Genomic DNA, 14,636 nt, shown 5'->3' on the forward strand with positions numbered 1-14,636 from the left:
AGCGGGCCGTCAGGCCGGTTGCAGCGCGGCGCGCGCCGGGACGTAGCCGAGTTCGGCGGAAATGGCGTGGCTGCACGCCTGCAGGCGTTCGAGATAGTCGGGAATGTCGGCGTGGCTCACGCGCACCTCGGGGCCCGTCACGCTGACCGATGCAACCGTCGCGCCCGTCAGGTCGCGCACCGGCACCGCGATCCCGACCGCGCCGGGCGTCACCTCGCCGCTGCTGACCGCGTAGCCCTTGCGCGCGACTGCGTCGAGTTCGCCGGCCAGCTTCGCCGGATCGTCGGCCTGCCCGTTCCGGCGCAGTTGCGCGAGATATTCGTCGCGCACGGCTTCCGGCGCGAACGCGAGCAACACCTTGCCCGACGCGCCGAAATTGATCGGCCGGCGGTTGCCGACCGCGCCGACGGTGCGCACCGCGTGCGTCGTTTCGCAGCGCGCGACGCATACCGATTCGAGCCCTTCGCGCACGCGCAGCACGATCGTTTCGTTGATCGCCTGGTTGAGCGCGAGCATGTGCCGGTGCGCGGCGCGCACGAGCGCGTTCTGCTGCGACGCGGCCACGCCGATCACGAACGCCTGCGGGCCGAGCGCATAGGTGGACGTGCGCGCGTCCTGCACGACGAAACGGTGCAGTTCGAGCGTGCACAGCATCCGGTACGTGCGCGATTTGTTGATGCCGAGCTGCGACGCCAGTTCGGTCACGCCGAGGTTCGGATGCTCGGCCACGTAGGTCAGCAGCTTCAGCGCGCTGTCGACGGCGTCGACGATGTAGGTCGTCATGCGGTGTCTCCCGGCGAGGCGATGCGTGCGCGCACGTAACCGGCGAGCGCGTCGAGGTATCCATCGACCGAGCGTTTCAGCGCGGCGAAGCCGTCGTTTTTGGCGAACGCGGCTTCGTCCATGTACAGCGCACGGTTGAATTCGATCTGGATGCTGTGGCGCTGCTGCGCCGGGTCGGCAAGCGCGGTCAGCAGGTCGCCGCCCTGGTACGGGTCGTTGATCTGCACGCGGTAGCCGGCGCTGGCGAACCATTGCGCGGTCCACGCGGTGAACGCCGGGTCGGCGGTCGTGCCGCGCCGGTCGCTGACGACGACGTCCGGCCGCAGCGCACCCGCGTCGACGTTCATCGCGTTGCCGCGCGACTTCATCGAGTGGCAGTCGATGTGCCACAGCGCGCGGTGCGCGGCATGCAGCGGCGCGGCGATGCCGGCGAGCGCGCGGCGGTACGGCAGGTAGTACGCGTCGATCCGGTGGCGCACTTCGGCGAGCGACAGCTTGCGGTCGTACAGCGGCACGCCGGGCAGCGCGTCGCGCCGGATCAACCCCATTCCGCGCTGCGTGTACGGCTGCGGCGCAAGCGGCGCGGGCCACGGCTCGGCGAGCAGCGTTTCGTCGATGTCGGTTTCCGCACGGTTCGGATCGATGTAGGCGCGCGGGAACGTCGCGCCGAGCAGCGTGCCGCCGCGTGCGGGGGCGCCGGCCCACAGTTCGTCGATATACGCGTCCCACGTCGTGCGGATCGCGTCGTCGGGCGCGACGGTCGAGAAGTCGGGCGGATACGCGATGCCGCTGTGCGGCGAATCGACGACGATCGGCAGCGCGGGCGCCGTCGGTTGCGCGACGAAATACGCGGGCGGTATGCCGGCGGCCGCGTTGTTGCAATTAAACGTCACCATGGGGATCAGGTTCTTTACCTAGTTTCTCGAAGTGTCTCGTTCGTTTGTTTTAATCATTAAAACAGCGTATCAATATTTCACAACGGCAGAAAATTGCGGTCAAGGGCTTTTTTCAAAGCCGGATCTGCGTGCTCTGATCGGCCTGTAATGCCCGCCGTTATTGGATTTGTTTCATTCTTCGAAACGCCTTGAGAATCGGAGGATTTGACCTTCGCGTTCTATTTTTGGCATGACTTGACGCTGTAAATCGTCGAAATCAACAATTAATAAGACGATGTTTTATTCATTAAAACAAGTCATGGGCGATTTAAATCGCTCCCCATATTCAATCGACAAAAGGGGTCGGAGATGAAGCGGAAGGAAATGGCGGTCGCGCTGGCAGGCATCGCAATCGCGGCAGGCGCGACGCATGCGCACGCGCAATCGAGCGTGACGCTGTATGGCGTCGTCGATTCGGGGATCACCTACACGAACAACCAGAACGGTCATGCCGCGTGGCAGGCGACCGGCGGCAACGAGCAGGGCACGCGCTGGGGGCTGCTCGGCAAGGAGGATCTCGGCGGCGGCACGCGCGCGGTGTTCCGGCTCGAGAACGGCTTCAACATCGAGACCGGCACCGCGAGCCAGGGCGGCCGGCTGTTCGGGCGGCGCGCGTACGTGGGGCTGGACAACGACCGCTGGGGCACGCTGACGATGGGCCGCCAATACAACGCGGCTCAGGAAGTGCTGGAGCCGCTGCAGATCGGTGCGACCACCGCGCTCACGCAGTACGCGCTGCATCCGTTCGACACCGACGACCTGAACAACACGTTCCGCACCAACAACGCGGTGCAGTACCAGACGCCCACGTGGTACGGGCTGCGCGCGGTCGGCCTGTACGGCTTCTCGAATTCGACGTCGTTCGCCGAAAACCGCGTGTGGAGCCTCGGCGCGAGCTACGAGAACGGGCCGCTGCAGCTTGGCGCCGCGTACGTGCGTGTCGATCATCCGGCACTCGACACGACCGGCGCGGCCGCGTCCGACAATTACTACACGTTCGTCAAGGGCGTGACGCGCCAGCAGATCTGGGGCGCGGGCGGCGCGTATGCGTGGGGCGCCGCGACCTTCGGGCTGCTGTACACCAGTTCGCTGTTCAACCTGCAGACGGGCGGTGCGATGCGCTTCAACAACTACGAGGGCAGCGTGCGCTACCTGATGACACCCGCGCTGCAGTTCGCGCTCGGCGAAACCTACACGCAGGTGCTCGCGTCGCAGGGGCCCAAGCCGAGTGCGCACTACCTGCAGACCAGCGCCGGTGCGCAGTATTTCCTGTCGAAGCGCACCGATATCTACGTGAATGCGTTCTACCAGCGCGCGTCGTCGAACGCCGTGGCCGCGATCGAAGGGATCTCGAATCCGTCGAGCACGCGTACGCAGATCGTCGCGGTGACCGGCATCCGCCACAAGTTCTGACGCGGCGGCAGGCCGCGGGCGCGCGCTGTCCGCTTACAGCCGGATCAGCGCCGCGCCCGCAACCACCAGCGCGCACGCGGCAAGCCGCTGCACGCCCGGCCGCTCGCGCATCGCGAACCAGGCGATCGCGACCGCGAAGATCGAGCTCGTTTCGCGCAGCGCCGATACCGTCGCCACCGGCAGGTGCCGGTACGCAAGGATCACGATCCCGTAGGCGGCGAGCGAGATCGTGCCGGCGATCGCGCCCTGCACGAGCGCGGTGCGCGACGCGAGCACCGCGCGCGGGCCGCCGCGCAGCGCGCAGACGAGCACGAGCTGCGGCACGCTCCACAGCAGGTACACCCACGCGATGTAGCCGAGCGCGCTGCCGGAGATGCGCGAGCCGATCCCGTCGCAGATCGAATACGCGGCGATGAACACGCCTGTGAGCAGCGCATACGGCACGCCTTCGCCGGAGAACCGGAAGCCGCGCCGCAGCGCGAGCGACATGATGCCGAACGACACGAGCGCGATGCCCGCGAAGCCGAACGGCGTCGGCCGCTCGTGCAGCAGCGCGAGCGCCAGCACCGACACGAGCAGCGGCGAGATGCCGCGCGCGATCGGATAGATCTGCCCGAATTCGCCGCTGCGGTACGCACGCGCCAGCGTGAAGCAGTACGCGATCTCGAGCGCGGCCGATGCGGCGATGTACGGCCACGCGGCGGGCGCCGGCGCGGGCAGCAGCGCGGCGCCGGCGACGCCGAACGCGAGATACGGCAGCGACATCGTGCCGAGTTGCACGAGCCGGTCTTCACTGACGTGGAGGAAGGCATTCCAGATCGCGTGCAGCAGCGCGGAGCACAGCACGAGGCCGATGAACAGGTGATCCATGAACGGAAGTGAGGACGGGAGCGGGGGAGGAGCAGCGCCGTCAATTATGTGGGTATCCGGCGCGTTCGCGCGGAATTGTCGATAATGGAACGTTGTTATTCACCGGATGCCGACGATGACCGAAGCCACCCAAGCCCAGCCTGCCGTTCCGCGCCTCACGAGCCTGTCGCACGGGGGCGGCTGCGGCTGCAAGATCGCGCCGGGCGTACTGTCCGAGCTGCTGAAGCGCGCGACGCCGCCCGCGCTGTTCCCGGACCTGCTGGTCGGCACCGAGACGTCCGACGACGCGGCCGTCTACCGGCTCAACGACGAGCAGGCGATCGTCGCGACCACCGATTTCTTCATGCCGATCGTCGACGATCCGTTCGACTTCGGCCGCATCGCGGCGACCAACGCGCTGTCCGACGTCTATGCGATGGGCGGCAAGCCGATCCTCGCGCTCGCGCTGGTCGGCATGCCGATCAACGTGCTGCCGCACGAGACGATCGCGGCCGTGTTGCGCGGCGGCGAATCGGTGTGCGCGGATGCCGGCATTCCGGTCGCGGGCGGCCATTCGATCGATTCGGTCGAGCCGATCTACGGGCTCGCGGCGATCGGCGTCGTGCATCCGTCGCGCGTGAAGCGCAATGCGGCCGCGCGCGCGGGCGACGTGCTCGTGCTCGGCAAGCCGCTCGGCGTCGGCGTGCTGTCGGCCGCGCTGAAGAAGAACCAGCTCGATGCCGACGGTTACGCGCAGATGGTCGCGACGACCACCAAGCTGAACCGGCCGGGCGCCGAGCTGGCTGCGCTGCCGGGCGTGCATGCGCTGACCGACGTCACGGGCTTCGGGCTGCTCGGCCATGCGCTCGAGCTGGCGCGCGGCGCGCAGCTCACCGCGCGCGTGCACTATGCGTCGCTGCCGTGGCTTGCCGGTGTCGAGGCGTTCGTCACCGACGGCGTGTTCACCGGCGCGTCGGGCCGCAACTGGGCCGCATACGGCACCGACGTGCGGCTCGCCGACGGCCTGCCCCCCGTCGCGCAGGCGCTGCTGACCGATCCGCAGACGTCGGGCGGCTTGCTGGTTGCGTGCGCACCGGAAACCGTCGATGAAGTGCTCGCCTGCTTCCGTGCCGACGGTTTCGACCGCGCGGTCGTAATCGGCGAGATGGTTGACGGGCCCTCGCGCGTCGACGTCGCCTGACGCCGGATTCACACACCGGATCGTTTTGACGTCGCTAGAATCGATGCCTTCCATGAAGGCATCGACGACCGATGAACGACTTCCTGTTCGGGCTGATGATCGCGCTGTCGGTCGGGCCCGTCGCGCTGATGATCGCGAACTACGGCATGCGCGCCGGCACGGCGGCCGGCGTGCGCGCCGCAATCGGCGTGGCCGCGGCGGACGGCTGCTATGCAGTCGTCGCGTTCACGATCGGCGCGATGCTCGCGAGCACGCTCGCGTCGCATCTGTCGGTGTTCCGTATGATCGGTGCATGCGTGTTGCTCGCAATGGGCATGCGGATGCTGTGGCAGGCGCTGCGTGATCGGCGCCGCACGCTCGACGGCGATGCCCTGCCGCCGCCGGGCGATCGCCCGTTCATGTCGATGTTCTTCGTCACGCTCGCGAACCCGCTGACGATCCTGCTGTTCTACGGCTATGCAACGGCTGCCGCCGGTGCACACCGGCACTGGTTGCCCGGTGCCGCGTGCGTGTTTGCGGGCAGCCTGGCGGGGCAGCTCGTGTTCGCGTTCGGCGGCAGCGCGATCGGTCGCTTCGTGAAGTCGCCGGGGTGGCTCGCGGCGAGCCATGCGGCCGCCGCGCTGGTCGTGCTCGGTTACGGCGTCGCGGGGTTGATGCGCGTGTAGTACCGCAGGAAACGACCGACGTTGCACGTGGCGACAAACCCGATAGCATTCCTGATGTTTGCAATGCAGCGGCGCATGCGCGAATTCCATCACGCAACACGCATCCATTCGCACGAAACACCGCTCGCCGTTTCGTAGCCGGGTTCCGCATTGCGTACGCCCGTTCTATACTCCCTCGCGCAGTCTCCGAGAGCCGTTCTCACCCAACATCACCGAAACAAGGAACGCCGATGCTGACTCGCTCCATTCTTTCCGCTGCTGCATTTTCGCTCGCAGCCTGCGCGACCGCGCCGTCGATCGCGCAGGACAACCAGGGCAACAACGCGGGCAACACTGCATTCTCCGAGACCGGTGCACAGGGCCGCCCGGTCAAGGTCATGATCATCACGATGTTCGGGCCGGAGGGCCAGGCATGGCTCGACCGGATCGGCCCGTGGCGCGACATCGCCGTGCCCGGCCTGTCGCCCGACTATCCGGCCGTTCACTGCAACAAGCAGGACGTGTGCGTGGTCACGACCGGCATGGGCTATGCGAATGCGTCGGCGACGATCATGGCGCTTACGTTCTCGCAGCGCTTCGATCTGCGCCGCACGTATTTCCTGATCTCCGGCATCGCGGGCGTCGACCCCGCGCAAGGCACGGTCGGTTCGGCCGCGTGGTCGAAATACCTCGTCGATTTCAGCCTGCAGTGGGAGCTCGATGCGCGCGAGATTCCGGCCGGCTGGAACACGGGCTTTCTCGGCATCAATACGAAGAGCCCGAACGACAAGCCGCCGCTCGACTATCGCACCGAAGTCTTCCAGCTCAATCCGCAGCTGACCGATGCCGCGGTCGCGTTGTCGCGCAACGTCGTGCTCGCCGACAGCGCGCAGGCGCAGGCCGCGCGCGCGAAGTTCACGTATGCGCCGGCGAACCGGCCGCCGACGGTGATCCAGTGCGACACGTCATCGGGCAACACGTGGTTCTCGGGCACGCTGATCGGCGAGCGCGCGCGCCAGTGGACGAAGATCCTGACCGACGGCAAGGGCACGTACTGCATGACCGCGCAGGAAGACAACGCGACGTATGAAGCGCTCAAGCGCGCGGCCAGCGTCAAGCGGGTCGACCTGTCGCGCGTCGCCGTGTTGCGTACGGGGTCCGATTTCGACCGGCCATACGCGGGGCAGACGAGTGCCGACAACCTGCTGAACTACGCGGACCAGGGCGGTTTCGCCCCGGCGACCGAAAACCTGTACCGCGCGGGCAATCCGCTCGTGCAGGACATCGTCACGCACTGGGGCGAATGGCGCGACGGCGTGCCGCGTCGTTGAGGGCCGGACGATGACTCAGCCGGCGCTCAATGCGAGTGCGGGGCCGAACGGAACGGCGTCCAGACCGGCGTGGTGTCGTCCCAGTGATCGAGCGGCGAAGGAAGGTGGTCGTTCATCATGTGCTCCTGCAGCTAACTGACTCAGCGAGTCGTCGATTGGTGTGTCGCGACGCCGCGCACGGGGCAACCCGCTGCGCGGCGTTGCGCGTTTACCGGCCCCCGCCGGCGAGTTGGTTGCTTTCCGGCATCGGGCGATACGGGCCTTGTGCGAGTTCGAGCCCTTGCGGATACGAATTCGCCTTGCGCAGGTACGCGAGCGTGCCGTCCTTGCGCGCTTGCTCGACTTCCGCGCTCACTTCGGCACGCGTACGCGGGCCGTAGTGCTGCGCGTACCACGACGTGTTGCCGTAGTCGCCGGCGTGCGGCGTGCCCGAATCGGCGAAGGCCGGTGCGGACACGGCGAGCGTGAGGGCCAGGGCGGAGAGAAGGTTGCGGCGGTTCATGACATAACTCCTGTGTCGATATGAGTTAGCGCTTCAGCGCTTACTCAGATCCCATGTCGGAGCTGGCGCTTCGGCGCTTACTCCGGTCCCGTCAGGCGGGATCTGTTCGATGCGCAACGAGGTGCGCGACAGGGTTTACTCTAGGTATCTGCTCCGTCGCGATAAATGCGGCAGACGCGAATTGATTTGTCGTCGCAAAGGAACAATCGACATCCGCATGGACGGCAGGGTTATGCGGAAATCGCCGGCAGCCCCGTGCGGCGGGGCTCGCACGGATGCGACAGCCACCCGCGACGGCGCACGCGGGCGATTGCTGCGCGCGGCACAAAGGTTTGCTGCGGAATCGGGAAGGATCGGAAGCGCCGCGCGGAACGGCGGCTTGAAGACGTGAGGAGGCGGGGAGACGCGCGGGCCTGGCGGCCCGCGCACGCAGGTCAGAGGATTACGCGACCCACTCGTTGATGACCGGCGTATCGAGCGCCGGCGCGCGTTCGGCTTCCTCGAACGTGCGCTTGCTGCACGTCGCGTCGAGGCTGCCCTTGCCGCTCAGCAGCGGGCAGCGGTCGAACACTTCGGCCACCCAGTCGACGAACACGCGCACCTTCGGCGACAGGTGACGGCTGTGCGGATACACGACCGAGATCGGCATCGGCAGCGGCTTGACGCCGGGCAGCACTTCCTTGAGCCGGCCTTCGCGCAGGTGCGGCAGCACCATGAACAGCGGCGGCTGAATCAGCCCGAAGCCTTCGATCCCGCAGGTCACGTACGCATCCGCGTCGTTCACCGACACGATGCTGTCCATCTTCACCTCGACTTCCTTGCCTTCGCTGAGGAACGTCCAGTCGATCGTGCGGCCGGTGCGGCTCGAGAAATAGTTGACGGCCTTGTGCTGGCCGAGATCCTCGATCGTCTGCGGTTCGCCGAAGCGTTCGAGATAGTCGGGCGCGGCGACCGTCACGCCTTCGAACAGGCCGACGCGGCGCGCGACGAGCGACGAATCCTGCAGCGCGCCGACGCGGATCACGCAGTCGACGCCTTCCTGCAGCAGGTCGACCGGCCGGTCGGACAGGCCGAGCTGCAGGTCGATGTCCGGATAGCGCGTATGAAATTCGCACAGCGACGGAATCACGAGCAGCCGCCCGATCGAGCCCGGCATGTCGATACGCAACTTTCCGTGCGGCTTCCGGTTGTTGGCCTGGAAGCTTGCTTCGGTTTCCTCGACGTCCGCGAGGATCCGCACGCATCGTTCGTAGTACGCGGCGCCGTCCGGCGTGAGCGACAGCCGGCGCGTGGTCCGGTGCATCAAACGCACGCCGAGGAAGGCTTCGAGATTCTGGATGATCGTCGTGACGGACGCCCGCGGCAAGCTGAGCGTTTCTGCTGCCTTGGTGAAGCTGCTTGTATCGACGACGCGAGTAAACACCTGCATGGCCTGAAGCCGGTCCATCACAACCTCCGCAATCTAATGAGCCTCCGGAACGACAAGGCTGCGCTACCTCGTGGGTAAACGCAGCCTCGGATTGTTCGGGGGCGTTGAATTGTGTTGCCGGATTATAGGCATTTATCCCAATGTCTGCCGGACCCAGAATTCGTTCCATCTCGAAATGGATGCTGCATCGTCATGGACGCTTCTGAATTCAGCAAATTCCTGAAAGCCGCGCTGCCCGCGCAAGCCTTGGCAGGCGCGGCGCTGACGGTCGCCGAAGTGGAAATTCCCGGCTACGCGCAGGACATCGTGCTGCGCCTCTACCGCCGCCCGGACAAGACCGGGTTGCCAGTAGTGCTTTATTTCCACGGCGGCGGTTTCGTCCGCGGTTCGCTCGAAGACGCGGATTTCGCCGCGCGTTTTTTAGCAGAACGCTTACCAGCTCTCGTAGTGTCGGTCGACTATTCGCTCGCGCCGGCCTTTCCTTTTCCGGCCGCGCCGGAGGATGCGTATCGCGCCGCCGTGTGGGCCGCGACACGCGCCCGCGCGTTCGGCGGCAACCCGAAGAAGATCGGGGTCGCGGGCCACGACGCGGGCGGCCAGCTCGCGAACTGTCTCGCCTTCATCGCACGTGACCGCGGTGAAGTGTCGATCGTCGCGCAGGCGCTGTTCGGGCCGATGCTCGACCCGAGCATGACGCGCATCGGCGACGCCGAACGTCTCGCCTCCGACATCACCGCGCGCGAATGCGCGGCCTGTTATCGCGCGTATCTGCCGCAGGCGGCGCAGCGCATCCACCCGTACGCGGCGCCGCTCGAATCGGTGCGCCTCGCGGGGCTGCCGCCGACGCTCGTCGTCACCGCGCAGAACGACGTGCTGCACGTCGAAGCGGAGAAATATGCGAGCTGCCTGATCTCGTCGGGCGTGCTCACGCAGGTGATCCGCTACCCGGACATCACGCACGCGACGCTCGCCACGCACGAAGCCGCATTCGAGGAAGCCGTGCGCTTCTTCCAGTGCCGCTTCCAGGCGCGCCAGCCGAACCCATAACCAAAACCAATCCACGTTTACTGGAGATCCACATGGCCATCCTACGCACCTCCCGTTCGCGAATCGCCACCGCGGCGATCGTGACGCTCGCCGTCGTCGGCCTCGGCACGTTCGGCGCGATGCGCGTCAATGCGAACGCGCCCGAGAAAGCGGCAGCGCCGCTGCCCGAAGTCGACGTCGCGACCGTCGTCCCGCAGACCGTGACCGACTGGCAAAGCTACTCGGGCCGCCTCGAGGCGGTCGAGAAAGTCGACGTGCGCCCGCAGGTATCGGGCACGATCGTCGCGGTGAACTTCAAGGACGGCGCGCTCGTGAAGAAGGGCGACGTGCTGTTCGTGATCGACCCGCGCCCGTACCAGGCCGAAACCGATCGCGCGGCCGCGCAGCTCGCCGCCGCCCAGGCGCGCAACGGCTATGCGCAGACGGATTGGCAGCGCGCGCAGCGGCTGATCGGCGACAACGCGATCGCGAAGCGCGACTACGACGAGAAGCAGAACGCGGCGCGTGAGGCGGCGGCGAACCTGAAGGCTGCTGACGCCGCGCTGGAAACGGCGCGCATCAACCTCGGCTATACGCGGATCACCGCGCCCGTGTCGGGCCGCGTGTCGCGCGCGGAAATCACGCTCGGCAACGTCGTGTCGGCCGGCGCGTCGGCCGCGCCGCTGACGACGCTGGTGTCGGTATCGCCGATCTACGCATCGTTCGACGCGGACGAACAGACCTATTTGCAATACATCAACGGCGCGCGCAGCGGCCGCAAGGTGCCGGTCGAGCTGGGCCTCGCGAACGAGACCGGCTATTCGCGCAGCGGCGAGATCGACTCGGTCGACAACCGGCTCGATACGTCGTCGGGCACGATCCGCGTGCGCGCACGCTTCGACAACGCCGACGGCGCGCTCGTCCCGGGCCTGTACGCACGCGTGAAGGTGGGCGGCAGCGCGCCGCACGAGGCATTGCTCGTCGACGATGCGGCGATCAACACCGACCAGGACAAGAAGTTCGTGTTCGTCGTCGACCAGCAGGGCCGCGTGTCGTACCGCGAGGTGCAGCAGGGGATGCAGCACGGCAACCGCCGCGTGATCGTGAGCGGGCTGGCGGCCGGCGATCGCGTGGTCGTGAACGGCACGCAGCGCGTGCGCCCTGGCGAGCAGGTGAAGCCGCACATGGTCCCGATGACGGGCGGCGATGCGCCGTCCGCGCCGCTCGCGAACAACGCGAAGCCGGCCGCACCGGCGAAGGCGGATTCGTAAGCGGCCCGCCGCTTCGCATCCGCGTTCAACCAGACAGAGCCACACATGAACATTTCCAAATTCTTTATCGACCGGCCGATCTTTGCAGGAGTCCTATCGGTGATCATCCTGCTCGGCGGGGTGATCGCGATGTTCCTGCTGCCGATTTCGGAATATCCGGAAGTCGTGCCGCCTTCCGTGATCGTGAAGGCGCAGTACCCGGGCGCGAACCCGAAAGTGATCGCCGAGACCGTCGCGTCGCCGCTCGAGGAGCAGATCAACGGCGTCGAGGACATGCTCTACATGCAGTCGCAGGCGAACAGCGACGGCAACATGACGATTACCGTCACGTTCAAGCTCGGCACCGATCCTGACAAGGCCACGCAGCTCGTGCAGAACCGCGTGAACCAGGCGCTGCCGCGCTTGCCGGAAGACGTGCAGCGGCTCGGCATCACGACGGTGAAGAGCTCGCCGACGCTGACGATGGTGGTCCACCTGATCTCGCCGGACAACCGCTACGACATGACCTACCTGCGCAACTACGCGCTGATCAACGTGAAGGATCGCCTGTCGCGGATCCAGGGCGTCGGCCAGGTGCAGCTGTGGGGTTCGGGCGACTACGCGATGCGCGTGTGGCTCGATCCGCAGAAGGTCGCGCAGCGCGGGCTGTCGGCCGAGGACGTGGTGCAGTCGATCCGCGAGCAGAACGTGCAGGTCGCGGCCGGCGTGATCGGCGCATCGCCGTCGCTGCCCGGCACGCCGCTGCAACTGTCGGTGAACGCGCGCGGCCGTCTGCAGACGGAAGACGAATTCGGCGACATCGTCGTGAAGACGACGCCGGACGGCGGCGTCACGCGCCTGCGCGACATCGCGCGGATCGAGCTCGATGCGTCCGAATACGGGCTGCGCTCGCTGCTCGACAACAAGCCGGCCGTCGCGATGGCGATCAACCAGTCGCCGGGCGCGAACTCGCTGCAGATTTCGGACGAAGTGCGCAAGACGATGGCCGAGCTGAAGCAGGACATGCCGGCGGGCATCGACTACAAGATCGTCTATGACCCGACGCAGTTCGTGCGCTCGTCGATCAAGGCCGTCGTGCACACGCTGCTCGAAGCGATCGCGCTGGTCGTGATCGTCGTGATCGTGTTCCTGCAGACCTGGCGTGCGTCGCTGATTCCGCTGATTGCGGTGCCGGTGTCGATCATCGGCACGTTCTCGCTGCTGCTGGCGTTCGGGTATTCGATCAACGCGTTGTCATTGTTCGGGATGGTGCTCGCGATCGGGATCGTGGTCGACGATGCGATCGTCGTGGTCGAGAACGTCGAGCGGAACATCGAGAGCGGGATGAACGCGCGGCAGGCCACCTACAAGGCGATGCAGGAAGTGAGCGGGCCGATCATCGCGATCGCGCTGACGCTCGTCGCCGTGTTCGTGCCGCTCGCGTTCATGTCGGGCCTGACCGGTCAGTTCTACAAGCAGTTCGCGATGACCATCGCGATCTCGACGGTGATCTCGGCGTTCAACTCGCTGACGCTGTCGCCGGCGCTGTCCGCGATCTTGCTGAAGGGCCATGGCGACAAGGAAGACTGGCTCACGCGCGTGATGAACCGCGTGCTCGGCGGCTTCTTCCGCGGCTTCAACAAGGTGTTCCATCGCGGTGCGGAGAACTACGGCCGCGGCGTGCGCGGCGTGCTGTCGCGCAAGACGCTGATGCTCGGCGTGTACCTCGTGCTGGTGGGCGCGACCGTGCTCGTGTCGAAGGTCGTGCCGGGCGGCTTCGTGCCCGCGCAGGACAAGGAATACCTGATCGCGTTCGCGCAGCTGCCGAACGGCGCGTCGCTCGACCGCACCGAGAAGGTGATCCGCGACATGGGTTCGATCGCGCTGAAGCAGCCGGGCGTCGAGAGCGCGGTGGCGTTCCCGGGGCTGTCGGTGAACGGTTTCACCAACAGCTCGAGCGCGGGCATCGTGTTCGTCACGCTGAAGCCGTTCTCGGAACGGCATGGCAAGGCGCTGTCGGCCGGCGCGATCGCGGGTGCGCTGAACCAGCAGTACAGCACGATGAAGGACTCGTTCGTGGCGGTGTTCCCGCCGCCGCCGGTGCTGGGCCTCGGTACGCTCGGCGGGTTCAAGATGCAGATCGAGGATCGCGGTGCGGTCGGCTATGCGCGGCTCGCGGATGCGACCAACGACTTCATCAAGCGCGCGCAGCAGGCGCCTGAACTCGGCCCGCTGTTCACGAGTTACCAGATCAACGTGCCGCAGCTCAACGTCGATCTCGACCGCGTGAAGGCGAAGCAGCTCGGCGTGCCGGTCACGGACGTGTTCAACACGATGCAGGTGTATCTCGGCTCGCTGTACGTGAACGACTTCAACCGCTTCGGGCGCGTGTACCAGGTGCGCGTGCAGGCCGATGCGCCGTTCCGCCAGCGCGCGGACGACATCCTGCAACTGAAGACGCGCAACGACAAGGGCGAGATGGTGCCGCTGTCGTCGCTCGTCACGGTGACGCCGACGTTCGGCCCGGAAATGGTCGTGCGCTACAACGGCTACACGGCGGCCGACATCAACGGCGGCCCGGCGCCGGGCTTCTCGTCGGGGCAGGCGCAGGCCGCGATCGAGCGCATCGCGCATGAAACGCTGCCGCGCGGCGTGCGGTTCGAGTGGACCGACCTCACGTACCAGCAGATTCTTGCGGGCGATTCGGCGATGTATGTGTTCCCGATCAGCGTGCTGCTCGTGTTCCTCGTGCTCGCCGCGCTGTATGAAAGCCTGACGCTGCCGCTCGCGGTGATCCTGATCGTGCCGATGAGCATTCTGTCGGCGCTGACGGGCGTGTGGCTCACGCAGGGCGACAACAACATCTTCACGCAGATCGGTCTGATGGTGCTGGTGGGGCTGTCGGCGAAGAACGCGATCCTGATCGTCGAATTCGCACGCGAGCTCGAACACGACGGCAGGACGCCGCTCGAGGCCGCGATCGAGGCGAGCCGGCTGCGGCTGCGCCCGATCCTGATGACGTCGATCGCGTTCATCATGGGGGTGGTGCCGCTCGTCACGTCGACGGGGGCCGGTTCGGAAATGCGCCATGCGATGGGTGTCGCGGTGTTCTTCGGGATGCTCGGCGTGACGCTGTTCGGGCTGATGCTGACGCCGGTGTTCTACGTCGTGCTGCGCACGCTCGCGGGCGGCAAGATCCACGTCGCCGGCAAGGACTCGGCGGGTTACGGCGTGACGACTCCGGGCGTGCCTGCATCGGATGCTTGAGGACAA

12 protein-coding genes are annotated in these 14,636 nt (G+C 66.6%); 7 read left to right on the top strand and 5 right to left on the bottom strand.

Annotation, left to right across the window (positions count from 1 at the left end; all coding sequences use genetic code 11):
- Positions 1 to 9 precede the first annotated feature (9 nt).
- Positions 10 to 783 (bottom strand): IclR family transcriptional regulator, encoded by a 774-nt coding sequence (locus ACWMMN_RS18325; RefSeq protein ID WP_340625641.1) that lies wholly within the window; start codon positions 781 to 783, stop codon positions 10 to 12.
- Positions 780 to 1,679: an N-formylglutamate amidohydrolase gene (locus tag ACWMMN_RS18330; protein WP_486423746.1), complete on the bottom strand. Its 900-nt coding sequence runs from the start codon at positions 1,677 to 1,679 to the stop codon at positions 780 to 782. The genes ACWMMN_RS18325 and ACWMMN_RS18330 overlap by 4 nt, the downstream gene beginning before the upstream one ends.
- A gap of 348 nt (positions 1,680 to 2,027) precedes the next feature.
- On the opposite strand from ACWMMN_RS18330, the gene ACWMMN_RS18335 reads away from it, so the two are divergent.
- A complete protein-coding gene (locus ACWMMN_RS18335) occupies positions 2,028 to 3,131 on the top strand; it encodes a porin (RefSeq protein ID WP_174993732.1) in 1,104 nt (367 codons plus the stop codon).
- Between the two features lie 33 nt (positions 3,132 to 3,164).
- Here ACWMMN_RS18335 and ACWMMN_RS18340 read toward each other — a convergent pair whose 3' ends face one another.
- Positions 3,165 to 4,001, bottom strand: a complete 837-nt coding sequence (locus tag ACWMMN_RS18340; RefSeq protein ID WP_486423747.1) for an EamA family transporter — start codon at positions 3,999 to 4,001, stop codon at positions 3,165 to 3,167.
- Positions 4,002 to 4,116: 115 nt separating this feature from the next.
- Between ACWMMN_RS18340 and selD the strand changes: the two genes are divergently transcribed.
- The 3 genes from selD (at position 4,117) to ACWMMN_RS18355 (ending at position 7,156) form a co-directional block, all read left to right on the top strand.
- Entirely contained in the window at positions 4,117 to 5,181 is a 1,065-nt protein-coding gene (gene selD / locus ACWMMN_RS18345; RefSeq protein WP_081052058.1) for a selenide, water dikinase SelD, read from the top strand.
- 71 nt (positions 5,182 to 5,252) lie between these two features.
- On the top strand, positions 5,253 to 5,846 hold the full coding sequence (locus ACWMMN_RS18350; RefSeq protein WP_059238781.1) for a LysE family translocator: 594 nt from the start codon (positions 5,253 to 5,255) through the stop codon (positions 5,844 to 5,846).
- A 230-nt stretch (positions 5,847 to 6,076) separates the two neighbouring features.
- Complete coding sequence (locus ACWMMN_RS18355; protein ID WP_059238784.1) at positions 6,077 to 7,156, top strand: purine-nucleoside phosphorylase; 1,080 nt, start codon at positions 6,077 to 6,079, stop codon at positions 7,154 to 7,156.
- A 208-nt stretch (positions 7,157 to 7,364) separates the two neighbouring features.
- Here the strand turns inward: ACWMMN_RS18355 and ACWMMN_RS18360 are convergent, their stop codons facing one another.
- Together ACWMMN_RS18360 and ceoR are read right to left on the bottom strand one after the other, a co-directional pair.
- Positions 7,365 to 7,658, bottom strand: coding sequence for a DUF4148 domain-containing protein (locus ACWMMN_RS18360; protein WP_059238786.1), 294 nt, complete (start codon positions 7,656 to 7,658; stop codon positions 7,365 to 7,367).
- A 442-nt stretch (positions 7,659 to 8,100) separates the two neighbouring features.
- Positions 8,101 to 9,105 (bottom strand): putative multidrug efflux transcriptional regulator CeoR, encoded by a 1,005-nt coding sequence (gene ceoR / locus ACWMMN_RS18365; protein ID WP_059238788.1) that lies wholly within the window; start codon positions 9,103 to 9,105, stop codon positions 8,101 to 8,103.
- Between the two features lie 174 nt (positions 9,106 to 9,279).
- Here ceoR and ACWMMN_RS18370 point away from each other — a divergent pair, with 174 nt between their 5' ends.
- The 3 genes from ACWMMN_RS18370 to ceoB are packed head-to-tail and all read left to right on the top strand — an operon-like array spanning position 9,280 to position 14,630.
- Complete coding sequence (locus ACWMMN_RS18370) at positions 9,280 to 10,134, top strand: alpha/beta hydrolase (RefSeq protein WP_059238790.1); 855 nt, start codon at positions 9,280 to 9,282, stop codon at positions 10,132 to 10,134.
- A gap of 32 nt (positions 10,135 to 10,166) precedes the next feature.
- The gene (gene ceoA, locus ACWMMN_RS18375) at positions 10,167 to 11,384 is read left to right on the top strand and encodes a multidrug efflux RND transporter periplasmic adaptor subunit CeoA (RefSeq protein ID WP_059238792.1); all 1,218 of its coding nucleotides are present in this window, start codon (positions 10,167 to 10,169) and stop codon (positions 11,382 to 11,384) included.
- 45 nt (positions 11,385 to 11,429) lie between these two features.
- A complete protein-coding gene (ceoB, locus tag ACWMMN_RS18380) occupies positions 11,430 to 14,630 on the top strand; it encodes a multidrug efflux RND transporter permease subunit CeoB (protein WP_174993728.1) in 3,201 nt (1,066 codons plus the stop codon).
- Positions 14,631 to 14,636 lie beyond the last annotated feature (6 nt).

This window comes from Burkholderia cepacia complex sp. TUM26381, assembly GCF_057439935.1.

Bases quoted from the DNA above. Each gene is read 5' to 3' on its own strand.
- ACWMMN_RS18360 (WP_059238786.1), bottom strand. From the start codon at position 7,658: ATGAACCGCCGCAACCTTCTCTCCGCCCTGGCCCTCACGCTCGCCGTG.
- selD (WP_081052058.1), top strand. From the start codon at position 4,117: ATGACCGAAGCCACCCAAGCCCAGCCTGCCGTTCCGCGCCTCACGAGC.
- ceoB (WP_174993728.1), top strand. From the start codon at position 11,430: ATGAACATTTCCAAATTCTTTATCGACCGGCCGATCTTTGCAGGAGTC.
- ACWMMN_RS18355 (WP_059238784.1), top strand. From the start codon at position 6,077: ATGCTGACTCGCTCCATTCTTTCCGCTGCTGCATTTTCGCTCGCAGCC.
- ACWMMN_RS18335 (WP_174993732.1), top strand. From the start codon at position 2,028: ATGAAGCGGAAGGAAATGGCGGTCGCGCTGGCAGGCATCGCAATCGCG.
- ACWMMN_RS18370 (WP_059238790.1), top strand. From the start codon at position 9,280: ATGGACGCTTCTGAATTCAGCAAATTCCTGAAAGCCGCGCTGCCCGCG.
- ACWMMN_RS18325 (WP_340625641.1), bottom strand. From the start codon at position 783: ATGACGACCTACATCGTCGACGCCGTCGACAGCGCGCTGAAGCTGCTG.
- ACWMMN_RS18340 (WP_486423747.1), bottom strand. From the start codon at position 4,001: ATGGATCACCTGTTCATCGGCCTCGTGCTGTGCTCCGCGCTGCTGCAC.
- ceoA (WP_059238792.1), top strand. From the start codon at position 10,167: ATGGCCATCCTACGCACCTCCCGTTCGCGAATCGCCACCGCGGCGATC.
- ACWMMN_RS18350 (WP_059238781.1), top strand. From the start codon at position 5,253: ATGAACGACTTCCTGTTCGGGCTGATGATCGCGCTGTCGGTCGGGCCC.
- ACWMMN_RS18330 (WP_486423746.1), bottom strand. From the start codon at position 1,679: ATGGTGACGTTTAATTGCAACAACGCGGCCGCCGGCATACCGCCCGCG.
- ceoR (WP_059238788.1), bottom strand. From the start codon at position 9,105: ATGGACCGGCTTCAGGCCATGCAGGTGTTTACTCGCGTCGTCGATACA.